Below are 23,927 nucleotides of genomic sequence, written 5' to 3' on the forward strand. Positions count from 1 at the left end.
TGTCAGGATGCGTTGCCATTGGTGGCCCCCGTCAATTCATCATTGAAGTCTTTGGCCCATGAAACAGGCCGGATGATACGCACGGTTAGCCCCCGGTCGGTGAAGGCATGCGCCGCCTTGTCAGCTGCCACCTGTCCGGCTGGATCATTGTCCGCGCCGATCAGGACAGAGCGGACCCCCGGCGGGAATTGCATGGAAGGCAGTAACGTGCTGCCAGCAGCAACCCAAACAGGCCCACCCAGCATTTCCAGCAATGACAAACCATCCTCGGGGCCTTCGCACACCGTCAACGTATTGGCCCCGTCCAGATCGCCCAGACGTATCGCTCCGCCCTTCACCTTCCCCAGCGAGCGCTTGGGGGTTTCAATGGCGGCTTTCCCCTGACCGTCATGGGCCAGCCAAATGCGCTGAATACCCGTAACCTCCCCGTCCACATCGCGCACCGCCAGCACTAGGCAGGGCAATGGCCCGAGATTGTCGCAGGAAAGGGCCAGGAATCGAATATCAGCCGGATAGGGGGGAAGGATGCCCCGGAACCGCAGATACGCCTCCCCGAGCGTCCCAGCCGCCGGATTGGCGCGATGCCAGATCGCCCGCGCCGCAGCGCCATAATCGGGCCGCGTTTCGGGTTCGGGATTTGGCCAGTTATTTGCTGTTGCGACCTTGGGCACGTCCCCACCGGTCAGCATGCGCGCCGCCTCGGGCAGGTTCACACGATAGGCGCGCTGCACGAAGTCCAGCACGTCACCGCTTGCCCCGCAGCCGAAACAATGGAACCGCTGCCCACCGTCAAAAATGGTGAAGCTCGGGGACCGATCGGCATGGAAAGGACAGCAGCCAATCCATTCATGACCAGCCTTGCGAAGCTGCACCAGAACGCCCACAATTAATGGCAATGGGTTGTCCCGGCGGATAGGATCTAGGTCTAACAGTGCCATCATGCTGCACCGCCTTGCGGTCCATGCTCGGGCACTACCCAGACAATCGCTTGCCTTCCGCTAGGGTTGGCGCGCGTCCTGCCCGAGTCCACAATTGCCTTTGCCGAAACCAGTTCGGAAATGCGCGGCTGGATACCCCAGCGATTGCGGCCTGATGCCTCGACAACCTCCAGAGCCGTCATGCCATTGGCCCCGGCTTCATGGATCAAGCGATAGGATATGGCCCGCAAGGTGTCGGCTATGGTGCCTATGGACAGGAGCGCCGCCCCGCTTGTGCGAGTAGAGCGCCTACCCATGATGATGCCCCCCAAATGCCAGCGCGGCAATCATTGCTGCGACCTCGGGGCGGACAGCGTAAGCGAGGATCAGAGTTTGCACCTGCAGGGCGTCAACGGTAGGAAGGGAGTGCGACCAGCCGCCAAGCAAATCGCACGAAGCCCCTGCCTTGCCCGCAGGGGTTTTGCTTTTGGGGGGCATGGGTCAACCCTCCCCCTCGATAAGCGCCCGCAGGCTAGCGGCTGGGATCAGGGTTCGCCGCCCCAGTTTGCGCGTTTCCAACCGACCTGCGCGGATCAGGTTGTAGAGATGGCTTTTGCAAATAGATGCTACTCGGCAAGCATCGGCCACCGAATAGGCAAGAGGCTCGGGATGGGTGTGCACTGAAAATCACTCCATGACGTTGTGGTGCATGGAGTTTCACCGGCGGCAATTCCGCCGTCTATTTCAGCGGAAATTACGCGGGCGCTTTGCCGCTGATTGGCTTTGGCCCGCGCTTTCGTCCGGGAGCTAAAGCGCGGACTCGATCTCGCGAAACTAATTTACCCGGAAAAGCGGCTTTACCAAGATCGACCAACGTAGCATGCGGCAACGCCTTTGTGGCAGCGTCAAGATTCCTCCACCACGCGAGAAGAGCAGCTTCCGCTACAGGCGAAGCGCTTACCTTTCTTTCTGAAGTTTTAGACCTTGACTGAGGCAGCGTTCCATCCCGAGTGACGAACCCCGGAAGCTTGCAAACCGTAGTTTCAACACCGAAGGCCTTTCCGTAAACATTGAATCCTAAATGCTCATCAAAGTATGAAAAATAAAAATCACCAGCCCACCAGTCACACTGTTCAGACAAATCTGATTTAATTAATAGTTTCCAAAACGTGTATGGTATCGTTCCTTCTATATGCGCACCTTTTCCATTCCAAAGCTCGATATTTCTATTTTTCTTATCTGCTATGCCGGGGCCGGGAATGAAGTTCAAAGCGTATTGGTTCCTTGCATTGTCGCTGTTAATCCGGCCATATGCAGCCGACCGCGATAAGCGCCGTATAATTGCAGTTTTGGCTTGACGCTCGGCTATGTCCGAAGGGAAGCCTGCATTTACGTAAAAATCGCGGACCTGCTCGAAAGCAATATGCATCGGCTGCCAATCGTATTGCGCCATGCGCGCGCGGCACTTCTCCTGAAAACTCTTTAGTTTTTCCTCGTCAAATCCAAGCAAATCCGCCTCCCGAGCGGTTCCCAAGATTCAAGCGGGGAAGCACATGGGAAGTGCGCTTGTCGGCTGGCCTGCCTATCCCCTAGCGATTATGCTACGCTAGCCGCTAAGGCAGGGGCAAGTGGGGTTTGATCGTGACGAAGATGCAATGGCAAAAGGCGCGCAAATACATCAAGGACCCAGGAGCAGTGGTCACACCACCGGAAGACTTCAAACCTGACAAGTGGATCACACCCAAAGACGCGGCCCGTCAGAAAGCATTAAAGGCAACAGCAAGACGAGAGTTGCTAGAACGGTCCGAGATGCGACGGTGCAAACACATTCTCAAAAATTATTCCGCTGCTGAGGCTCTGGCCATGGGGGTTCCAAAGCATATGGTCGAACAGAAAGAAGCAGCCCGCCGCGCAAAGGAAAAGGCACGCTTAAAGAAGGCCTTGGGTCTCTAGGCCTCTAACTGCAACGGAAGTGCTGTCACGTTGGCTGGGAGACCTGACAACGCAGGAGCGGCGAAACGCCCCCAAGAATCCATCAGGGCGCGGCGCATGTCCCGCAGATCGCTGCGCAGATAGGCTTGTTCCGTCGCATTACCGACTTTGTGGGCCAGCGCCATTTCAGCCACCATGGCAGGCATGGTCGGCATGCGCTCCGCAGCCCAATCGCGGAAGGATGAACGGAAGCCGTGGACGGTTGCGACCTTGTTGTTCCTCGGATCAAGATAGCCCACACGGCCTGCCTTAACCTCGGCATCATGCGCGCTGCGCAAGGCCTTGGACAAAGACATGTCAGAAAGAGGTCGCCCTCTTGCGCCGGGGAAAATCAGTCCCTTGCGCAAAGCCTCGTCGGGTTGCCAGCGCTCCAACAACGACAAGCTTGCTTCGGACAGGGTAACAACGTGGCCCGTCCGCATTTTCATATCTTCCGCAGTGCGCGTCCAAGTCCGCGCCGCAAGGTCGACTTTCTCCCACGTCGCCTCTCGGACCTCGCCCGAACGTGCCGCCGTTAGGATCACGAAAAGGACGGCAAAGCGGCTGGCGGTTGCGTCTTTGGAAAGTTCGGAAGCAAAGAATGCGGGAACATCACCAAAGGGCATCGCAGGGAAGCTCTTGCCCTTTGATTGCTTGGAAAGCCCGCTGCGAAGCTCACGAGCGTCTGGCAAGGCATCAGAGCGCCAGCCGCGCGCCTTGGCGAAGGCCAGCACCTGCCCAATGCGAGAACGAACCTTGCGGGCCATTTCAGGCTTGTCTGTCCAGATCGGGGCCAAGGCGGCAATGACCTCCGCACTACCGATCACGTCCACCGGCATTGCCCCCAATTTAGGCAGCGCATGCTCTTCCAGCGAAGTCTTGAAGGCCTTGGCAGTCTTGTCTGCCCAGCCGCTCTTTAGCGCTTCGTGCGCTTCCTCCAGCGCCTTGGCGAAGGTCGGCACCTTCACCCGTTCCCTGTCCCGTTCGGCAATGGGGTTGCTACCAGCCTTCGCCAGCTTGCGCAGTGCCGCAGCCTTCTCGCGCGCCTCGGCAAGGGTAAGCCGCTTGCGCAGCATCAGGGGCGTTTCCTCCAGCCGCTTGTCACCCTCGGCAAAAGCATTTCGGCCCGCGCCAACGTCCAGCGAGCCTAAACCAATATCACGCCGCTTGCCGTCAACCTGAACCCGCAACATCCATGACTTCGCCCCGGTCGGTGCGCAGATCAGGAAAAGACCGTCGCCATCCTGATACGTGGCTTTGACCGGCTTGCCGTTGGCACCGGTTCCCGCCTTTGCAGATCGCACCTTAGCAGTAGTCAGCTTGCCCATATCTTCCCCACACCTTTCCCCACACTTTAGGGTGGCTTTCGGTGTCGGTCAATGCACGATCATGCACCATATATGCATCTAAACATATATAATTCAGCACTTTTAGTGGTCTTCCAAAATCGGCCATGCACTTGACTAATGATCCTACTCAGGGAGCCATTTTCTTCCAGACAATTCAGCGGCATGGCTCACCCCTCCATCGGGGCGCCGGACGTGTGCCGGCTTTGTCTTTGCCTCAGTGGAACACGCCCAATCGGCCCTGCAGGATGGCATCGAGCACTGCGGGATGGAATGGTTCGACGAACCGCAGCCTGATCCGGAACGCTGCACTTTCCTCCACGATCGCCGCCCGTGATTCGAGACCCGTGAAAGTCAGCCAAACCATGGTGCCCGGGCTCGGATTCTCCAGGCATTCGATCTGCGCGTGCGTGCTGGTCAATTCGTGGGCATTAACCTTGGCCCTGAAGATGCCGCGGCGATAGGCCGCCGGGATCGGGCTTTCAGGAACGGCCGGAGACCACGGAGAGCGGCGTGCCGTGCCGTTGTTCTCAAGCCACATTGCGCATCTCCGATCCTGTGTTTCCGACAGGATTGAGGACGGCCCGTTAACCGCAAAGTTCAGCCCGCAGGATCACCTGCGGGCCTTTACGTAGCGGAAATGAAAGCTGCACTTATCGCGAGGCTTGCGTCGCCATCGGTGCATTGCCGGTTACCAGCGGCTTGGCGCCGTCGCCCACGATGATGAATGCAGCCCAGTAGAATGGATGGGAAGTGTTCGGATCGTCCATCAGCTTTTCCTGAGCTCCCTCCAGAGCACTGGCGAGCTCCTGTCCGGGCTTCGAATCGATCACACCGCCGATCAGGCGCTTCGTCGCGTCGAAGTCGTCCGGCACCGGCCAGTGGCTGGCAATCACCGAACGCGCACCCGCGCCGACGAAAGCGCGAACCAGGCCGTCGAGCGCATAATTGCCGCCCGTGGTGACGCCCGCCTCCCGGCTGGCGGCAACCGTTGCCATCCCGGCCGTATCGCAGGCAGACAGGATCACAAGATCGGCATTCAGCTTCAGGTCGAAGATTTCCCGGAAGCTGAGCAAGCCATCGGAGCCCATGTCCCCGAAACTGGTCACCAGCGCCGGGCGTGCCGGGCAATCCGCGCGCGGAGCCGTTACCAAGCCGTGCGTTGCAAAGTGCAGCACGCGATACTGATCGAGGTCACTTTCGCTCAGCAGGGCACTGTCGCTGAACTGCGCATCGGTCTTCACCGCGCTACCGCCAAGGCTGAGCTTCTTTTGCGCGAAGAACAGCTCGTCGGCAGAAATCGGGTTCTGCCACGTGGCCAGTGGCCAGTCGCACTCGTCTGCGACCGCTGCCATCGGACGCTGCGCCGGCTTGGCATTATGCCCCAGCCCGAGATAATTGCGCGGCGCCCCGGAGGCTGCGAGCTTGCGAATGTCGAGAAATCCGCGTGGGCTCACCGCAATCGAGACCTCGCGGCCACGGCCCAGCCATTCAACCCCGGTAAAGTCGAAGGGATCGCCATCCGGGCTCTCCATTCGCTTCTTGTAGGCCTCGATGCCCTTGTCGCCGGTTACCAGAACCGTAGGCGGAAGCTGCAGCATCGCACCGTCTGGTTCGAAGATCAGATGACGCGTGCCGGGCAGCAGATCCTCTACCTGTCCGAACACCGCCTTGTAGAGCGCGCGGGACTTGTCGAGGTCGAAGGGATAGTTGACCTGCTGGCCGTTCTCGACCTTCACGATCGTATCGCGAATGTCCTGAACCTGCTTGGCCAAGGCCGCTGGCGTCAGGCCAAGGTCCACGACGCGGGCATCGCCGCTCGTCGCAAACAGACCATAAGCGCGGTCACCCACCAGCATCAGCTTGTAGTAGGATTCTCCGGGCTTGAGCGCGGCCTGCAGTTCCGCCAGTTCAACGCCACGCGGGGCCAGCACGTTGTAGCGAGGAAACGCCGCCAAGCGGCTCACCAGCGCCGTCTGATCCCGCCGCAACGAGGCAAGGTTGTCCTGCGCGGAAACCAGCTGCGCCTTCTGCGCTTCGTCAGGCATGGCGACCGCTGAAAGCTGTTCGACCAGAGCCTCGGTACGAGCGATATCGCGGGTGCGAACCAGCGACAGGCGGAACAGAGCCGCCGCCTCGTCATTGCCTTCGGACATCTGGCGCGCCAACACGGCCTGCGTCTGCGCAACGCCCGGACGCTGCAGAACTTGCGAGGCCGCGAAGGTCGCCTTGGCTGCGTCTGGTCCGTTGCTCTTTGCCAGCAACCCGAAATAGGGGCCAAGCAGATCGCGCAGTGACGTGCCGGCGTCAGGCACGGACAGGCTGTCCTCGACGACCTTGCCATAAAGTGCCAGGGCCCCGGCCTCATCGCCGCTGCGGCCAAGCCACGCCGCCTTCCGCGCCTGCGTCGCCAGCAAGGCAGGTGATTGCGGGAAGGATGCGCCGATCAGGGAAATTGCCCGGTCGAAAGCCGCACCGCTGTCCGCCTTGCGCCCCTGCGCTTCTGCCAGAAGGGCCAGTTCGATCTGGATTTCCGCACGCAGCCACCCGGCCGATGCCACGCGCCCTCCCCTGACCGCCTCGAGCCTGCGGCCAGCGCCTTCGAACCCCGCCACGGCTTCATCCAGCCGGCCTTGCACGCGCGCTGCCGTTGCCTTCAGGGCGTCGGCTTGCGCATCGAGGATCTCTGCGCGCTCGAGGTCTGTCAGGCCGGGATCGACCGCCCCCAGCCGCTTGAGCGACGAACTCTCGCGGTTGATCTGTTCAGCCAGCGGGGCATTGATCAACCCGGCCTGCAGGCTGGGCCTGTCATAGACGTCGCCAACTGCGGTCACGGGCGCGGCAAGTTCCTTCAACGCAGCCGTTGCCTTCCGCTGGTTGAGCCGGTTGATTGCGCGATAGTTGCGGATCAGGCGCTGCGTCACGCCATCGCCGCGCGAAAGTGCTCCCACGGCTTGTGAAAGCAGGCGATCAGCCGCCGTGAAGTTGCCAAGGTTCGATTGTTGCAGGCCCTGGTTGGCCAGGGCCTCTGCCAGCCCGGCCCCACCGGCAGAGCGATCGCGACTGGCCAGCGCCTCGAAAAACTCCGAGGATTCGGCAAAGCGGCCGCCATTGTTGCGCAAATAGCCTTCGTCGCGCGCACCCAGACGGTCGAGTTGCCCCGCCTGCACGCGCGCGAAGGCCGCTGGATCGCTGACCTCCGTTGTCGCCACACGGATTTCGCCCGGCACCGGACTGTCACTGACAATGCTTGCAAGCGCCAGTCGCAGCGCCGGATCATAGCCAGCCAGCCCTTCGACGAAGAAGGTCGTCCCACCGCGCTTCACCGCATAGCGCTTGTACTCCACATTCGCGTTCTGGTCGCGGCAGTTCACTGCGCTGACCCGGCCCAGCGTTTCGATTGCAACACTGCCCTCGCCTCCGCAGGCCAAGGTCACACCGGGAAGGCCGGTCGGCTCGCTGCCCATGGCAATGTCGCGCCTGACAGCGATGAGACTCCCCACTGCGCCAGCAGCGTCGCGACAGCTGACCCGGTAACCACGATCGAAGATCCCGCTCAGTCGCTTGTCCAGCGGAGCATTCTGCGCGGTGCAGGTGACACCGGAACTTCCGACGCGGAACGAGTTGCGGATCGAAAGCGGCTGCTGCCGTTCTGCCGCCTGCACCGGTGCCGCCACCGACGCCATGAGTGCCGCCACCATGGCGCTGCTGCGAATTGCCTTGATGCGCGCGTTCACTGGGCCTCTCCTTCCGCGCTGTTTTCGTTCACGATCGACCCGATCAGGGCCGGATTGCCACTGCCGGCCACCGGTTGTTCGATTTGCCCCACGGGATCGAGAGGCTTGCTGTCGATCAGCTGTGGTGGCGGAGCGATGGGGCTGGAGGCCGCATCTTCCCCTTCGGTCGCCCGCTCCTCCTGCTGTTGCTCTTCCTGCGCGGGATCATCGCTTTCCGCATCGGAAGTCGGCGCAGATGGTTCCTCGACAAAGGCCGGCGTGCTGCCCAGCGTTTCGGTAGAGATAATCGCGATCTGGCCCGAAATGGCCCCAATGGTGTCGGGGCCTTCCATGGCAGAAGCGCATGACGCCACAGAGAACAGGCAGCCGTTGATCTGGCTGTCAGTCGTGAAGGGCGTGAAGTCGGCGTCGGGGGAATTGACGACAAGTCCGTGCGCCGCCGCTCCGGAAACGATCCCTCCGGGAGTCTGGAAAGCACCGTTAACGACAATCGAAATCGATCCGGCCGCAGCGCTTGCCGGCGCCGTCACATCCGTCAGGTCGGCGTCTGCAAGGAACCCTGCGGGATTGAGCGCCGTGCCGGTGTTCTGGATATAGAGCGTGCCGGTAGGATAAAGATCCAGCCCCAGACTGCGCAGCACCCCTTCCGGCCTCTGAACCGATGCTGGCGCATTCAGTTCGGCTATCCGGCCTTCGTAGAGTGGGTCAGCCACAAGCTTCTCGAGAATGCTTCCCGACGCCACGTGGATATGGTCTGCATTGATCTCCAGCACGCCCCCCAGCGGGGCAGTGGCGCCGGCCTGGCTGGCCGAGGTAAGGTTGATCGCCCCCGTTGAAGCATCAAGCTCGAAACGACCGGTGGTGAACTCAAGAATGTTCGACTGGGCAAAACCGGTGCCGGAAATCGTGCCGACCACACGGATCGCCCCACCAGGCGTCTCGGTCAGAAGGTCGCCCGAGGCAAAGACGATCTTGCCGGCCGTGCCAGCCGCATTGGTCGACCCGATGGCGCCGCCCGCTACCAGCGAGACATTGCCGATCAGCATGTCGGTGGCATTGGCCGAGCGATCGACCGCAGCGATGAGCAGCTCGCCGGTCGAGACAAGCCCGATCTCGGCATTGCTGAGCGCGTACCCGCCATTCGCCGTCAGCCCGTCCCCGATCAGCGCGGTTCTGGTCGAGTTGGAGATGAGATCGACAAAGCCGGTGTCCGTCGTCTGGATCCCCGAAAGGATCGTCTGACCGGTCGGAAGCGTCGCGCTCCCGTTGTCGATGATTGAGATGTCGCTGGAAACGATTCGCACCTGATTGGCCAGCCAGCGCCGTCCAACAGTGACGGTACCAAACGACTCGATCTTTATATCGCCAAACGCGCGCATGCCGGCGCCGAAGAAGTCACCGTCGGTTGCAACGGCTATCCGGCCGGCAATCGCGGCATTGCCAATGGTCACATCGCTACCGGTGATGATCGGAGTTGTCGCAAAGATCGCCGCATAATCGATGCTTCCGGGCTGAGCCGTGACTGGGAGCATCGAGTTGTCAGCAATCAGCAGGCGCCCGACAGCGTTGGTGATCTGGCCTGTTGCCGTGAAGATGGCCCCGGCCAGAACCGTCTGCACCGACACGGTACCACCCGAAAGCAGCACCACATCCCTGCCCCTGACCGTGCCGAGATTGAGCGACGAGGTTCCGCTCGCGAGAATGTCACTTCCCGAAATAAGCGATGCCGCCGTTATCGACTGGCTTCGCGTGATCAGTTCGATGCGATCGGTCTGGGCCTGAAGGTTGCCAAAACTCATCGCCCCATTGGCCGTTATACCGATGCGCCCACCAGAAGACACGTTGGCGGTCGTCACACCGGTTCCAGCGGCGATCCGCAGCGAGCCGACGGTCGAGTTATTGGAAATCGTCACCGACCCGGACAGCGCCACTGGCGTCGCGCCGAACACCAGTTCCTTGTCGAACCCGTTGGTGGTCTGCCCCAGCGCCTGCATTGAACTGTTCGCAATGAGGACGCGGTTGACGACATTGAGACCGCTCACGGAAACGTCGCCGACGGAACCGAGCAGGACATCATATCCAACTACGGTACCGGTGCTCAGGCCACCTCCGGACGCGACCCGGACGTCGCCACTCGAGGTCAGGTTGCCTGTGCTGACATTGCCGTCAGACGCGATCGAAATCAGGCCGGTCCCGCTGGCGGTTGGCGTACCCGAACCTGCCGAGAGTTGCCCAAGAGTTACGCTTCCCCCCCCTGCGAGTCTCAAAGAGTTGGAAACCGACAGGTTGCCGGTTGTCAGCGACCCGCCTGCAGCGACCGTGAGGCTGCCGGAGCCGGATGCGTTGGTGATCTGCACCGGTCCCCCGGTCGCGACGGGTGCGGCTGCATAGACGAGCTCCTTGTCGAACCCGTTCGCCGTCTGACCAAGCGTGGCCATCGAAGCGTTTGCAATCAGCGTGCGATTGATGACCGAAAGGCTGTCAACGGTGACACTAGAGCCCGCCAGCAGAAGGGTGTCAAACGCGCGGACCAAACCCGTTGAAATGCTGCCTACTGCACTGATGCCAGCGTCAGAAGCGGCAAAGATCGAGCCTGTCTGAACGCTGCCCCCGGAAGTGATCCCGACCGAATAGAGATCGCCATTGCTGCCGTTCGGCGTGCCTGTCCCGGCTGAAAGATTGCCGGTCGTCACGCTGCCGGCCGACTGCACCGTAACGGAAGTCCCCGCCACCATGTTGCCGGTCACAGTGACGCCCAGGGTCTCGAGATCGATGGAATCGCCCGATGTCAGATCGCCAAGACTGATGTCCCCGCCCGCCGTCACATCAATCGCGCCGACGGCGAACAAGGAACCCAGATCGATCCGTCCCAGTGCCTGCAGCGTGAGCGAGCCTTGGGTCGAGAGGTTGGCGTAGCCGACGATGTCCTGGCCGGAAGAGAGGCTCAGCGAATTCGTACCGGTCAAAGTCCCGACGCTTGCCGGAGCTGTCCCCGGAAGCACCCAGTTGCTTGCTTCAATTGCCACATTGGCCGCAGTCAAGGTGGACTGATCGAGCAGAAGTGAGAAGGCGTTGGGCGTCGAAAAGAACAGGCTGCCCGAGAGGTTCGCCGTCGAATTGGTCAACGAAACGTAGTCTGAAAGCGCGTTTGCAGCGACATTATCGGCAATAGCAACGAATGAAGCATTCGTGCCAGTGAAGCTGCCACCAACCATTTCCAGATCGATGGCATCGCCGATGATGGTGCCAATTCCATTCGTCGCGCCCGCGCCGCCAGAGGCAATTGCACTGAAGTTCAAGTCGCCGGCACTAAGGCTGCCCGTTTGGCTTGGCTGCTGGAAACGGTTGGTAACCACCAAGGCGACACCCGAAACCAGGTTGGTCGCGCTATTGTTACCTACCGTCGCGTTACCACCGGTACCTCCGGTTGCGCCGTCACCACCGTTGCCGCCTGTTCCATGGGCGTTGAAACTGCCGATGCCGGTGATGGTCACCTGGCTGCCGCGCACGAGCAAGGTCGATCCACCTGCTGCCCCAAGGCCACCATTGCCGCCCGTTCCGAGCGAAAGATCACCCGCACCGCCGTCCCCGCCGCCGCCCGAAGCGCTGGTGAGCACAGAACCGAAGGTTGCCGATCCGGTGTTGATCGCCCCTGTATCAAGGCCACTGCTGGTTCCAAGCTGGACGCCACCGCCTGTGCCGTCTCCGCCTGCTCCGCCAGTCAGTCCATCACCGCCGCCGCCGCCGAAGCCACCGGCGGAGGCGTTGACGGAAGTGATCTGCAACTGGCCATTGCCTGCAGTGCCAAATATCAGAACCGTGCCGCCAGCAGCATCGCCACCGGCGCCACCATTGTCGGTCGGTGACGACGCCAAACCGCCGAAGCCCCCGAATGCCGACGAATCCGCATTGAGATTGCTGATGGTGACGGAACTTGCGCCTTCGAGCGCACTGTTGGCGAACACCTCGATTTCGCCACCTTGCGCAGCGCCGCCCGCTCCGCCGAACTGGCCGAAGCCGCCGAATCCGTCAACTGTTGCGAATGTCTGGCCGAGGGCAAGCGTTCCCTGCCTTGCCGAGATGCCCACAAAACCGCCGGTACCGATGCCACCTGCAAAACTGTCGCCACCGGTGCCTTCCGACGTGACGAACGTGAATCCGCCGATGTCGATGCTGCCGTTGTTGCCAATGGCGTCAGGCGTACCGACCGTAAGCAAAGCAGTGCCGCCAGCGCCTGCACCGCCAAGGCCGCTAGGTCCGTTGAGGAACCCGGCACCACCAAAGCCGCTCGCTTCGATCGTTGCCCCTCCTGCAATGGTTATGGTGCCGCCATCGCTGTAGAGGCGGCTGGTGCCACCCGTTCCGATACCACCGTTGGCTCCAACATCCCGGCCATCGCCACCCGTGCCGTCCGAGTAGATTGCCAGCGTGCCCGAGATCGTGGCAGTGCTCGTTCCCGAGGCAATGAAGGATGCGTTGCCACCCGTGCCATTGCCACCGCCGAGGGACGTGAACTGATCACCGCCCTCGCCCGTTACCGAAATCGTCACATCGTCGGCAGCGAAGGACAGACCCGATCCAAGCCGGGCGACGACGTTACCGCCCGCTCCATCGCCACCTGCTGCACCGTACGATCCGCCACCGCTGCCGAACGCTGAAAGATTGAGGCCTCCGGTGAACGATACTGCGTTGCCGCTGGTCGCGCCGTTCGAGACCAGATTGATGGAGCCGCCCACTGCGGCTCCGCCAGCGGCGCTGCAAGTGATGCCGCAACTTCCGCTGTTGCCGCCGGTGGCATCAGCAAGCGCATTGAACCCATCAGTGGACGAGAGGAGACTGCCGCCACGGTCGAACAACAGGTTGATCGTCCCCCCTGTCGCAGAGCCGCCACTGCCGCCAGCACCCGGCGTCGGGCCTTCGCCCCCGTTTCCGCCTGCGCCGCCAAGCGCCCCCGCGTTGAGGACGGCAAAACCGAGATCGTAGCCACCTGCTCCACTTCCGCCTGAAGCTGCGACGGAATTGAGATTGATCTGTCCGCCAAGCGCAGCGCCGCCGTTTCCACCGCTATCGCCGTTGGGAGAATTCATCGTCCCCAAAGCGCCGCTGCCGCCAACGCCGGACGCATTAGCAAAGATCTGGCTGGTACTGATCGAGCCACCATCGACAGCCGCATTCAGATTGATCGTGCCACCCTGCCCAAGGCCACCGTCACCGCCGGGGTTTCCGATCGCGGGGGCAGTTCCCCCCGCTCCGCCACGGCCGACGGTGCTGATCGAGATTGACGGCGCTGAAACAAGAGTAGGGGCAGTCAGCGCCGCATTGGCATTGACGGTGATCGTTCCGCCGCGTCCGGCTCCACCGGTTCCGCCAGCCCTGCTCGTGCTGCCGAACCCTTCGGAAAACAGGTTCAAGCCATCAAAGGAATCGACCGTAGAGCTTCCGGCCGTGAAGCTGATGGTTCCACCTTGCCCCACGGCGCTGGACTGGCCACCACCGGCAAACCCGGTTGCCTCGAAGGAGACGCTGCCGGTCTGGCTGAGGTGGACCGTGCTACGGTTGGCATTGAACGTGATCGTCCCGCCTGTCGCCCCGCCAGCACTGCCACCGGAACCGAAGCTGGTATCGTCGCCGCCCGATCCGATCGCGCCGATATAAGAGATGCCATTGGTCACGAAACTGGCGTCAGAAATCGCAATATCGACCACGCCACCCTGACCGGAACCGGCAAACGTCCCGCCACCGCCGTAACCTTCGGCGACAAACGAGAACGCAGCACCGCCGGACAACTGTCCACCCGTCATGACAATCTGCGCAGTACCGCCAGTGCCCGAGCCGCCCGCTCCCGTCCCGTCTGACGCATCACCGCCGCGCCCTGTGGCCGCAACGGAGATATCCCCGCTCGCCGCAAGTACCCCTCCGGGCGACACGCGCAGCCGAGCAAGGCCACCGGTTCCGTCCCCAGACGGTCCGAAGCCAAACTGAGTGCCACCGCTGCCATTGGCAGACACGAACAGGTCGGTAGTCTGGACAGTGCCGCCGTTGGCGAAGACATCGACAGTACCACCGGTCGCATCGCCTGCGTCGGCTGTGTCGCCGGTTACAGCGCCGGTCGCGTTCGCGGTGAGGGAAATACCCGCAGACGCTGAAAGAGTCGCCCCGTTGCGCGCCTCGGCGGTGACAAACCCGCCCGTTACCGGCGATGCCAGGCCTGTGGCGGAGGCGCCCGAAGCAGCTGCCGTTACGTCGAGCAGGTCCGAGATCGTTATGCTTGTGGTGTTGGCAAACAGATTGACCGAACCGCCGGTTGCACTGCCCGACGATCCAACCGATCCGAAGCCATTGCCGCCGAAAGCCGAAGCGTCGAGACGTGCCTGCCCGTTGATGACTACACCGGGTCCGCTGGTTGCGCTGGTGGAGAGCGAAACATTGCCGCCAAGGGCCGAACCACCGGCAGTCGTACCATCTCCCGCGATCGCGTTTGCAAATCCACTGATGGCGTGAAGCGACAGTGACGCGGTATCGAGTGCAAAAACGCTGATCTGGCCACCCGTGGCGTTGCCGCCCGAGATATTCGCCGAACTGCCGGCCTGCGCTTGGGCCGTGAGGTTCGACGAGCCGCCAATCGCAATCGCAGAATCGCCATTGGCGCGGATTGCCGCAAGCCCGCCGAAAGCGCTGCCGCCATCAAGGGTGCAGGTGACGCAGCCATTGCCGTCGTATCCCCGGCCCGAGGCGTCAAGTAGCGCTGCCCCCTGGATGTTGACTTGCGATCCGCCAGTCCCGGTTGAAAGGATCCATGCGGTGCCGCCCGTCCCTGTACCGGCACCGGTATTGACGCTCTGCGTCTGTCCGCCAAAGCCGATGGCATCGAGTTGCACATCGCCGCTGATGGTGATGGCACCGCCGTTGTTGGACTGGACTTTTGCGAATCCGCCCTGCCCATTCCCGGCGCTGGTACCGGGGGAGATCGCTGCAGCACCATAGCCATTGGCGCTGAGGTGAACGTCGCCCGCGACGTCGATGGTGCCGCCATCGGTGGCGTAGAGTTCCGCCTGACCGCCAACAGCCGCTACCGCAGGATTGCCCGAACTGCGGTCCGCATAGAACTCGACATTGGCGGCGAAGTTTACCTGTCCCCCTGCATTCGCGAATATGCTGACATCGCCACCGCTCGAACTGACGAAGACATTCGAGGCGAAGTTCAGACCCGCGCTCGTGCCCGATCCGAGCTGGAACTGTCCAGTCAGACGGGCTTCGAGGTTCGACGTGAAATCAGCATCCCCGCCCGAGATGCCTGCAAGCCCGGTCCCGCCTCCGCTCGACGCGAAATTCTGTGCGCTGCCGCCGACCACGTTATTGCCGGCAGACAGCACGATCGTATTGCCGTTGACATCGGCAGCCCCCGCGATGTCAAAGCCCAGCGAACTGCCGGCGCCGATTGCCATCGTGATCGCATCGTTCTTCGGAACGGCAACCATGTAGATGCGATGGAGAAACGACGGGTCCGTCGCCGCAGGGCCGGTGATGGTCCCGTTGTTCGCTGCGACAGTACCGGTTGCGCTTGTGCCGGAATCGATCTGAATGTCGAACAGGCCGCTCGGCGAGAAGGTGATCGTCGCAGCATCGGCCGCAACAAGTGCTGCCGAACCATTGACGGTAATCGTGCCGTTGTTGACCACCGATGGCGCGACCATGGCGATGTATGAGCCGTCGGTCGTTGCGCCAAGCTGCGCCCCGGCGCTTACGACGATCTGGGAACCGGCCACGCTGGCTGGCTGGAAGACATAGGCGCCGCTGGTGTCGAAACTGCCGTCAGTCGTATTGTAATTGAGGTCGGAGGTGGTCAGCACCAGATTGCCGACATCGAACACCGATGATGCACCGATCAGGATGCCGCCGGGGCTGTAGAAGAACACCGTCCCGCCTGCAGCAGAGCCACCCGCCGCTGATTGAAGACGCGAAACGACCGTACCATCGAACTGGATCGGCCGCGTCGAGCCGGACGGGATGATGCGGTTGAGCACCGCAAAGTCGCTGTTCGATGCAGGGTTGTTGCTGAATGTCGCCGTTGTGCCGGCCGACTGGAATATGATCGGCCCGCCTGTGGTTGCGGTATCGGTCGGCGTCCAGTTGATGACGGCGCTGGGGCTGGACACGACGATATCCGTCGTGCCCGAACCCTGGTTGATCGAGACAGAGCCGAACGTCGAGGTCGGTGTCGCCTGGAACGATTGTGCCTGAGCGGCAGAGCCCGATGCAGCAAGAGCGGCAGCAAGCGCAATGCCGGATGCCGAAAGCAGTTGCTTGCGGGGAGCCTTTACAAGAGCGCGCATCAGAAGTTCCTCCACGGCAGCAGTCGCGTGGTCAAAGTCATGAGAAAGCGGGGTTTTGAACGGCTGGCCTGCAGCCCGACCTTCTCAAGCGGCACGGCCAGCGTCGTCTCCAGACGGAAGCGGGAGCCGATGTCTGACCGGAACCCGCCACCGGCAGAGGTCAGGCGATCTGATCCGGATATACCCTTGTTCCAGACCCACGCGGCATCGGCGAAGACGAACGGCTGAACGCGGATTTCCCGGCTGCTGCCGATCGGCAGGCGCGGCCCCCTGAGTTCCGCCGTGGTGCCGACGGCGCTGTCCCCGATCAGCTCGCCAGGATCGAAGCCGCGACCGATCGTGAAATTGCCGGTCGAGAATTCCTCGAACGCAAACAGCGGCTTGAAAGCGTATTGGGCACGAGGGGCGAGCAGGAAGGACAGCTTGCCAAACGCGCGCTCGTATTCGCCCTGCCAGCGCACGACCGTTGCGGTTGGCGAGGCGTCGGCACGGCTGGCGGGTAGTGCCGTGGCGCAGGCAGCGCCCGCGCATGGCCGCGTTGCATCGAGGATGGCGAGGCCCTGGCGCGCTTCAAACGAAGACGCGAGCCGCCATTTCGGCTGGGTGTGGGACGTGTCGACGGCGTCCACGTCCAGTCGCCCCCATGCCACGCGGATCTTGTCCTGCGTGAGTGGCACGATCAGGTCGACGTCCTGGTTTACCAGATCGAAGCCCCCGCTGAGCCAGATGTTTCGGGCAAGCGAGCGCTGGAGAGGGTAGCGGGCATGGAGGCTGGCGTAGAGCGTTCGCGCATCGAGCGAGACATTGGCCGGAAGCCCCGGAACATCGGGTTTGGTCCAGGCATAGGTGAACTGACCGCCAACCACCAACCCACGAGAACCGGGGCGGAATTCGTGACTGCCCTGCAGGATGTGCTGCTCTGAAAAATCCGACGTCGCATAGTAGGACAGCGTCGTGACATCGCCCATGCCCGTCAGTCCGTAGAACTGGCCGCGAAGCTGTCCGCCGAACCGACCGGTGGCTTCGGACGAAAGGTTCTGGATCGTCAGGTCGAGAGCATAGGGTTCGCGCAATACGCTGACTTCGGCCACGAGATCGCCCGCGCCAGTGCCGGCGGGCTTGAGCGTCAGCTGAACGTTGTACCCCGGCAAATCTCGGGCAAGCAGAAGATAGCGTTCGGCGCGGCGCTGATTGAACACTTCCTCGCCGGTCAACGCGCCCAGATACTGCTGCAGCTTCTTCTCAGCCCCTTCCGTCTCACCACGGGCCCTGACAGTGGTGATCCGGGCGTAGATCACTTCCATCCGGACCTGGCCGTTCTCGATCTTCTGGGTCGGCACCTGAACGGCTGCAAGGTAGCCCTTGTTGCGCAGCATGGTTCCGGCAGCGTCACGGATCTGGCACAGGACAGAGATCGGCTGCGGAGTCCCCGCAAGCGACTTCCACGTTTCGGAAAGCTCGTCCGGTGCGATCTCCTTCAGGTTGTTGAAGGTCACTTCGCTCAAGGTGACCTTGATGTCCGCATATTGCGCGTCTTCGAGCGGACAGGGCGAACGCTCGATCTCGTTCCTGACGGAAAGGCGCGGTGCAGATTCGGGAGGCCGCCCGGTAATACCGCGAAGTTCATCCCGCGATGGCGGAGTGGTAGCCTGGCCGGGTGCGGATTGCGCGAGCGCCGGAAATGGAGTGGATGCCATTGCAGCCAAGGCAAGAAAGCCTCCGCCAGCCAGCAAGCCCCGCTTGCGCATCTCCCTGAACGTCATGCTGTAAGTGCCCCCGTCGGATAAATCGTCGACGCGGCCCGTTCTGTTCTGTTTATCGCTAGTTCATGTTTAGCAACAAATGCGGATCGTGCAATCGCCGAGGACCGGCGATTGCACAATAACATTTGTTTCAAGCACTTGAATCAAATCGACTTGACCGAGATAGCCTCGGTCAAGTCCGAAGGCAGCGGTCAGGCCGCAACGCCGTGGCAGTGCTTGTACTTCTGGCCCGAGCCACATGGGCAGGGCGCATTGCGGCTGATCCCTTGGCCGGCATAGGGATCCACCGCTGACGACCCGAGGGTCAGCCCGCCGCCCGCTTGTGGCGGCAGCGCACCGAACATCGCCGGCGCAGGCGCCAGCGGGGCCGCGTCGTTTTCCCCGGTGAAGGGATCGATATGGCTGGTCAGGAAGTCCGGCAGTTCGGGAAGCTGGAATTCCTCGGACGGACGGAGGCGGATCTCGCTGGTGGTGAGAATGCGGGTTACGTCCTCGCGGATGGCGTCGAGCATCTTCTCGAACAGGCCGAACGCTTCCTGCTTGTACTCGTTGATCGGCGTCTTCTGTGCGTAAGCGCGCAGGAAGACGACCTGGCGCAGCGCATCGAGCGTTGCAAGGTGCTCCTTCCAGTGGTGGTCGAGCCGCTCGAGCAGGATCGACTTCTCGAGGCTGCGCCACGCTGTGGGATCGATCTCGGCGATCTTGCGGTCCATATGCTCGTCGGCAAGCGTCTGGATACGCTCCTCGATGGTATCCGGCTCGATCGCCTCTTCCTGCATCCAGTCCTCGATCGGGATCTCAAGCCCGATCACGTCCCGCACGCGGGCCTTGAGGCCTTCCACGTCCCACTGTTCCGGGTAAGAACCCGGAGGGCAGGCATCGCCGACGATGGCATTGACCGAGTCATGCCGCATGTCGGTGACGACATCGCCCACGGCTTCGGCGTCCATGATATCGGCACGCTGCTCGTAGATGACCTTGCGCTGGTCGTTCATCACGTCGTCGTATTCGACGACCTGCTTGCGAATGTCGTAGTTGCGCGCCTCGACCTTCTTCTGCGCAGTCTCGATCGCCTTCGACAGCCACTTCGAACCGATCGCCTCGCCATCGGCAAGGTTGTTGTTCATCATCTTGGCGAACAGCGTGTCGGGGCCGAAGATGCGCAGCAGATCGTCCTCAAGGCAGAGGTAGAACTTGCTCATGCCCGGGTCACCCTGACGCCCCGAACGACCGCGCAGCTGGTTGTCGATGCGGCGGCTTTCGTGGCGTTCGGTGCCGATCACGCAAAGGCCGCCAGCGGCAAGCACCTTGGCCTTCTCCTCGGCCACTTCGGCCTTGATCCGGGCAATCCCGGCATCGCGCTCCGGGCCTTCCGGCAGATCGCGCAACTCGTCTTCGATGCGAAACTCGACATTGCCGCCAAGCTGGATGTCGGTGCCGCGGCCCGCCATGTTGGTGGCAATCGTCACCGCGCCAAGACGGCCCGCCTGCGCCACGATGTGCGCCTCCATCTCGTGGAAGCGGGCGTTCAGGACGTTGTGCTTCACGCCTTCCTTGGTCAGGAACTCGGACAGCAGCTCCGACTTTTCGATCGATACGGTGCCGACCAGCACCGGCTGCCCGTTCTCGTACTTGTCGCGGATCAGCTTTGCGATGGCCGCGAACTTGTCCATCGTGTTCTTGTAGAACTCGTCCTCGTCGTCGATGCGCTGCACCGGCACGTTGGTCGGGATCGAGACGACGTTCATCTTGTAGATGTCGAAGAATTCCGGCGCTTCGGTGGCAGCCGTGCCGGTCATGCCCGAAATCTTCGGGTACATGCGGAAGTAGTTCTGGAACGTGATCGAGGCCATCGTCTGGTTCTCGGGCTCGATCCGCACGCCTTCCTTGGCCTCTACCGCCTGGTGCAGGCCGTTCGACCAGCGCCGACCGTCCATCATGCGGCCGGTGAACTCGTCGATGATCACGACCTTGTCGTCCTTGACGATATAGTCGATGTCGCGCTTGAACATGACGTTGGCCTTGAGCGCCTGGTCAAGGTGATGGACCACCATCGTGTTCTCGACGTCATAGAGGTTCGAGCCGACCAGCAGCCCTGCTTCCTCGAACGCGCGTTCGACCCACTCGACGCCATCTTCGGTCAGCGTGATGTTCTTGGTCTTCTCGTCGGCCTCGTAGAGATCGGGCTGGATCTGCTTCACGATGGCATCGACCGAGATGTAGAGATCGCTCTTGTCGTCGGTCGGCCCCGAAATGATCAGCGGCGTGCGCGCCTCGTCGATCAGGATCGAGTCCACTTCGTCGACGATCGCGAAGTTGAACGGACGGTGCACCATCTGCGTCCGCTCGTGCTTCATGTTGTCGCGCAGGTAATCGAACCCGAGTTCGTTGTTCGTCGCGTAAGTGATGTCGGAGTTGTAGGCCTCGCGGCGCTGCTCCTCGTTGAGGTTCGGCACGATCACGCCAACCGTCAGCCCGAGGAACTTGTAGAGCACGCCCATCGTCTCGGCGTCGCGCCGCGCGAGGTAGTCGTTCACGGTAACGACGTGAACGCCCTTGCCCTCTAGCGCGTTCAGATAGACCGCAAGTGTTGCGACGAGGGTCTTGCCTTCGCCAGTGCGCATCTCGGCGATCTCGCCGCGGTGAAGCACGATGCCGCCGATCATCTGCACGTCGAAGTGACGCATGCCGAGCGTGCGAACCGAAGCCTCGCGGACCGTGGCAAAGGCTTCGGGCAGGATGTCGTCGAGCGTCTTGCCCTCGGCCAGCATCTGGCGGAATTTCGGCGTCTGGGCGGCCAGTTCCTCGTCCGACAGAGCCTGCACATGCGGTTCAAACGCTGCGATCTGGCGGACAGTCTTGTCCAGGGACTTGACGTAACGGTCGTTGGACGAGCCGAACAGGGCCTTTGCAATGGAGCCGAACATGGGCGGATTTTCCTGTTGAATCTGTGATTTAGATGGCCGTGCGCGTCATCGGCGCGCAGCGTCGGGCAGTATTCGTGCCGGTAAGGGTATGCTGTCCGTGGCGCTATTCGCGCGCGCGGTCAGTCAGTTCAATGCCGCAAGGCCGGATCAGTGCCGGGGCGGGCAGCCACACCGTCTTGCGGCGGGCATTCGTGCGCTTTTGCGGAACTGCGCCACCGCGAGCCGCGCAGCGCTGCTGGCGCTGCTCGACAGAGGTTGTAGCGCCAGTCGCCATGCCCGCTTCGGCCACTTCCGTGCGCGAGACGGCAAGCGCCACCTCGGGCAAGGAGAGCCCCGTAATCAGGGCCAGAAGGGCAAGCAGCATGCGCATTGCCGCAACAGATAGGCATTCTGTCGCGGTTCGTCCATCTTGAAAACGAACCCTTTTGCCGCAAGCCCTGCCAAGGCCAGTGGGCGGTTGAACCGCAGGCCCCGGCGCGCTAGGCGCTTGCGCCATGTCCGACGCCGTTTCCCCGCTCGCCTCGCCCTTCCCCGCCCTGCCGCACATTGCAGGCGTGACTCCGCGCGTCGCGCGCGCCGGGTACAAGGACTGGGGCCGCTGCGACCTTACCTACGTCGAACTCGATGAGGACACGGCGGTTGCCGGCGTGTTCACGCGCAACGTCTGCTGCTCGTCGGAAGTGGAACTCGGTCGCCAGAACGTGCAGCAGGGCCGCGCCCGGGCACTGGTGGTGAACGCCGGGAATTCCAATGCTTTCACCGGCTATCGCGGGCGCGAGGCGGTCGAACAGATCATGGCGCAAGTGGCCGAACATCTCCGCTGCCCCAAGGAAGAGGTTTTCGTTTCCTCAACCGGCGTCATCGGCGTGCCCCTGCCCAAGGACAAGGCGCACGCGGGCATCGAAGCCGCGTTGCAGGCCGAAACTTGCACATGGGAGGACGCCGCCCGCACCATCGGCACCACCGATACCTTTGCCAAGGGCGCGACTGCGTCGGCGATGATCGGCGACACCCGCGTGACGTTCAGCGCCATCATCAAGGGCAGCGGCATGATCGCGCCCGACATGGCGACCATGCTCGGCTACATCTTCACCGACGCCGCCGTCAGTCCGGCATTCCTGCAGCAGTGCCTCTCCGCCGCCAACCGCCGGACCTTCTCCTGCATCACCGTCGACAGCGACACTTCCACCAGCGACACCGTCCTCGCCTTCGCCACCGGCAAGGCCGGGAACGCCGAACTGACCGGCTTCGACAGCCCCGGCGCCGATGCCTTTGCCGCCGCGCTCGAACAGGTCTGCCGTGAACTCTCGCATCTCGTCGTCAAGGATGGCGAAGGGGCGCAGAAGTTCATCGCCGTGAGCGTGACCGGCGCTGTGTCGGACGAAAGCGCCCGCAAGGTCGGCCTTGCCATCGCCAACTCGCCGCTGGTCAAGACCGCCATCGCCGGTGAAGACGCCAACTGGGGCCGCGTCGTGATGGCCGTGGGCAAGGCTGGCGAACCAGCCGACCGCGATCGCCTGTCCATCGGCTTCGGCGGCATCTGGGCGGCGCGCGATGGGCAACCGCTGGCAGACTATGACGAAGCTCCAGTCGCGGCGCACCTGAAAGGGCGCGAGATTTCCATCGAGGTCGATCTCGGCCTGGGTGAAGGCTCGGCCACCGTGTGGACTTGCGATCTGACCCACGGCTACATCTCGATCAATGCGGATTACCGGTCTTGAGCCGCGCGCTTGATGCCGCCGTTGCCGCACTGATGCGGGAAACGGCGGAAAAAACGCTGCTCAAGCACTATCAGCGGCTCGGCGCGGACGAGGTCAGCAACAAGGCCGCGGACGACGTCGTCACCATTGCCGACACGGAAAGCGAGATCATGCTTGCGGAAGGGCTGGCGAAGATTCTGCCGGAGGCGGCGATCGTCGGCGAAGAGGCTGCCCATGCCGATCCCGCCATTTTCGAGCGCCTGTCCGACAAGCTGTGCTGGATCATCGACCCGCTCGACGGCACCAACAATTATGCGGTCGGCAAGCCGCCGTTCGGCATCCTGATTGCTCTTGCGCAGGGCGGGGAGACAGTCGCAGGCTGGATCTACGACCCGCTCTCGCGCCGTCTGTGCACCGCGCATCGCGGCCAGGGCGCCTGGGTCAACGGCGAGAAGCTCGCCGCACAGGGCAGCGGTAACGACACCCCAATTGCCGCGATCTCGCTGGTTTTCGTCGACAAGAGCAAGCGTGCGTCACTGATGGAGCATATCGCTCCGCACTACACGCTGGTCGACATCCCCCGCTGCGCCGCCGAACAGTACCCCCGCATTGCGCTGGGCCAGAACGACGTCTCCCTCTTCGAAAAGACGCTGGCGTGGGACCATGCGGCAGGCGTGCTGTTCCTTAACGAGGCTGGTGGCAGGGCGGCACGACCTGACGGTTCAGCCTACCGCGTCGATCGCCATCTTGAGCCGGGCCTGATCGGCGCTGCCAGCCCCAGGCTGTTCGACGAACTGGCCGAGCGTCTTTCGCGCATGCCGGCCTGATACAAGAACCCCCGCTTTCGCGGGGGCAATTGCTTCGAAATCAGAGAACGCTCTCGAGCCAACCCTTGATCTGGCTCTTGGGCGCCGCCCCCAGCTTCTGGGCAACCGGCTGACCGTCCTTGAACAGGATCAGCAGCGGGATCGACTGGACGCCGAACTGGCTGGCGATGTCGGTGTTCTCCATGATGTCGACCTTGGCGATCTCGACCTTGTCGGCCAGCTCTTCCGAGATCTCTTCAAGTGCGGGGGCGATCATCTTGCACGGACCACACCAATCCGCCCAGAAGTCGACGAGGACAGGCTTGCTGCTGCCCAGAACTTCGGAGGCAAAAGTGGCGTCGGAAACGGCCTTGGTCGACATTGCGTGAAACTCCTGTGTGGTTGATGGCAATCTAGGCACTCGCGC

The 23,927-nt window shown here is 62.4% G+C and carries 15 protein-coding genes; 3 read left to right on the forward strand and 12 right to left on the reverse strand.

What is annotated here, in order from left to right:
• Window positions 1-2 precede the first annotated feature (2 nt).
• From HGI46_RS05255 to HGI46_RS05270, 4 genes are all read right to left on the reverse strand, one after another.
• Window positions 3-941, reverse strand: a complete 939-nt coding sequence (locus tag HGI46_RS05255; protein ID WP_240946589.1) for a CHC2 zinc finger domain-containing protein — start codon at window positions 939-941, stop codon at window positions 3-5.
• A complete protein-coding gene (locus HGI46_RS05260) occupies window positions 938-1,234 on the reverse strand; it encodes a hypothetical protein (RefSeq protein ID WP_168903376.1) in 297 nt (98 codons plus the stop codon). Before HGI46_RS05260 ends, HGI46_RS05255 begins: the two co-directional genes overlap by 4 nt.
• Before the next feature lie 184 nt (window positions 1,235-1,418).
• Window positions 1,419-1,598: a helix-turn-helix domain-containing protein gene (locus tag HGI46_RS22055; RefSeq protein ID WP_168903377.1), complete on the reverse strand. Its 180-nt coding sequence runs from the start codon at window positions 1,596-1,598 to the stop codon at window positions 1,419-1,421.
• Window positions 1,599-1,671: 73 nt separating this feature from the next.
• Window positions 1,672-2,427 (reverse strand): hypothetical protein, encoded by a 756-nt coding sequence (locus HGI46_RS05270; RefSeq protein ID WP_168903378.1) that lies wholly within the window; start codon window positions 2,425-2,427, stop codon window positions 1,672-1,674.
• A 131-nt stretch (window positions 2,428-2,558) separates the two neighbouring features.
• On the opposite strand from HGI46_RS05270, the gene HGI46_RS05275 reads away from it, so the two are divergent.
• Window positions 2,559-2,870: a hypothetical protein gene (locus HGI46_RS05275; RefSeq protein ID WP_168903379.1), complete on the forward strand. Its 312-nt coding sequence runs from the start codon at window positions 2,559-2,561 to the stop codon at window positions 2,868-2,870.
• Here the strand turns inward: HGI46_RS05275 and HGI46_RS22060 are convergent.
• The 7 genes from HGI46_RS22060 to HGI46_RS05310 form a co-directional block, all read right to left on the reverse strand.
• Window positions 2,867-3,850: a site-specific integrase gene (locus HGI46_RS22060; protein WP_346766674.1), complete on the reverse strand. Its 984-nt coding sequence runs from the start codon at window positions 3,848-3,850 to the stop codon at window positions 2,867-2,869. The genes HGI46_RS05275 and HGI46_RS22060 overlap by 4 nt on opposite strands.
• Before the next feature lie 601 nt (window positions 3,851-4,451).
• On the reverse strand, window positions 4,452-4,775 hold the full coding sequence (locus HGI46_RS05285) for a hypothetical protein (protein WP_062344572.1): 324 nt from the start codon (window positions 4,773-4,775) through the stop codon (window positions 4,452-4,454).
• A gap of 112 nt (window positions 4,776-4,887) precedes the next feature.
• Window positions 4,888-7,971 (reverse strand): CHAT domain-containing protein, encoded by a 3,084-nt coding sequence (locus HGI46_RS05290; RefSeq protein WP_346766675.1) that lies wholly within the window; start codon window positions 7,969-7,971, stop codon window positions 4,888-4,890.
• Window positions 7,968-16,304 carry a hypothetical protein gene (locus tag HGI46_RS22345; protein WP_168903381.1) on the reverse strand — a complete coding sequence of 2,779 codons (8,337 nt, stop codon included), beginning with the start codon at window positions 16,302-16,304 and terminating at the stop codon, window positions 7,968-7,970. Before HGI46_RS22345 ends, HGI46_RS05290 begins: the two co-directional genes overlap by 4 nt.
• The gene (locus HGI46_RS05300; RefSeq protein ID WP_240946590.1) at window positions 16,304-18,001 is read right to left on the reverse strand and encodes a ShlB/FhaC/HecB family hemolysin secretion/activation protein; all 1,698 of its coding nucleotides are present in this window, start codon (window positions 17,999-18,001) and stop codon (window positions 16,304-16,306) included. Before HGI46_RS05300 ends, HGI46_RS22345 begins: the two co-directional genes overlap by 1 nt.
• Before the next feature lie 257 nt (window positions 18,002-18,258).
• Window positions 18,259-20,994, reverse strand: a complete 2,736-nt coding sequence (secA, locus tag HGI46_RS05305; RefSeq protein ID WP_168903383.1) for a preprotein translocase subunit SecA — start codon at window positions 20,992-20,994, stop codon at window positions 18,259-18,261.
• A gap of 103 nt (window positions 20,995-21,097) precedes the next feature.
• Complete coding sequence (locus tag HGI46_RS05310; protein WP_162896033.1) at window positions 21,098-21,358, reverse strand: hypothetical protein; 261 nt, start codon at window positions 21,356-21,358, stop codon at window positions 21,098-21,100.
• A 130-nt stretch (window positions 21,359-21,488) separates the two neighbouring features.
• Here HGI46_RS05310 and argJ point away from each other — a divergent pair, with 130 nt between their 5' ends.
• The gene (argJ, locus tag HGI46_RS05315) at window positions 21,489-22,715 is read left to right on the forward strand and encodes a bifunctional glutamate N-acetyltransferase/amino-acid acetyltransferase ArgJ (RefSeq protein WP_168903384.1); all 1,227 of its coding nucleotides are present in this window, start codon (window positions 21,489-21,491) and stop codon (window positions 22,713-22,715) included.
• A gap of 32 nt (window positions 22,716-22,747) precedes the next feature.
• Window positions 22,748-23,521, forward strand: a complete 774-nt coding sequence (locus HGI46_RS05320) for an inositol monophosphatase family protein (RefSeq protein ID WP_168903490.1) — start codon at window positions 22,748-22,750, stop codon at window positions 23,519-23,521.
• Between the two features lie 40 nt (window positions 23,522-23,561).
• Here the strand turns inward: HGI46_RS05320 and trxA are convergent, their stop codons facing one another.
• Window positions 23,562-23,882 carry a thioredoxin gene (gene trxA, locus HGI46_RS05325; protein ID WP_118073791.1) on the reverse strand — a complete coding sequence of 107 codons (321 nt, stop codon included), beginning with the start codon at window positions 23,880-23,882 and terminating at the stop codon, window positions 23,562-23,564.
• Between the last annotated feature and the right edge of the window lie 45 nt (window positions 23,883-23,927).

The sequence above is a fragment of the Novosphingobium sp. ERW19 genome (assembly GCF_012641315.1).
In the GTDB taxonomy this organism is placed as follows: domain Bacteria; phylum Pseudomonadota; class Alphaproteobacteria; order Sphingomonadales; family Sphingomonadaceae; genus Novosphingobium.

What these genes read in the sequence shown, in the direction of transcription:
- HGI46_RS22345 (WP_168903381.1), bottom strand. Translation starts at nt 16,304, where the DNA reads ATGCGCGCTCTTGTAAAGGCTCCCCGCAAGCAACTGCTTTCGGCATCC.
- HGI46_RS05300 (WP_240946590.1), bottom strand. Translation starts at nt 18,001, where the DNA reads ATGGCATCCACTCCATTTCCGGCGCTCGCGCAATCCGCACCCGGCCAG.
- secA (WP_168903383.1), bottom strand. Translation starts at nt 20,994, where the DNA reads ATGTTCGGCTCCATTGCAAAGGCCCTGTTCGGCTCGTCCAACGACCGT.
- HGI46_RS05310 (WP_162896033.1), bottom strand. Translation starts at nt 21,358, where the DNA reads ATGCTGCTTGCCCTTCTGGCCCTGATTACGGGGCTCTCCTTGCCCGAG.
- HGI46_RS05255 (WP_240946589.1), bottom strand. Translation starts at nt 941, where the DNA reads ATGATGGCACTGTTAGACCTAGATCCTATCCGCCGGGACAACCCATTG.
- HGI46_RS05260 (WP_168903376.1), bottom strand. Translation starts at nt 1,234, where the DNA reads ATGGGTAGGCGCTCTACTCGCACAAGCGGGGCGGCGCTCCTGTCCATA.
- argJ (WP_168903384.1), top strand. Translation starts at nt 21,489, where the DNA reads ATGTCCGACGCCGTTTCCCCGCTCGCCTCGCCCTTCCCCGCCCTGCCG.
- trxA (WP_118073791.1), bottom strand. Translation starts at nt 23,882, where the DNA reads ATGTCGACCAAGGCCGTTTCCGACGCCACTTTTGCCTCCGAAGTTCTG.
- HGI46_RS05285 (WP_062344572.1), bottom strand. Translation starts at nt 4,775, where the DNA reads ATGTGGCTTGAGAACAACGGCACGGCACGCCGCTCTCCGTGGTCTCCG.
- HGI46_RS05320 (WP_168903490.1), top strand. Translation starts at nt 22,748, where the DNA reads ATGCGGGAAACGGCGGAAAAAACGCTGCTCAAGCACTATCAGCGGCTC.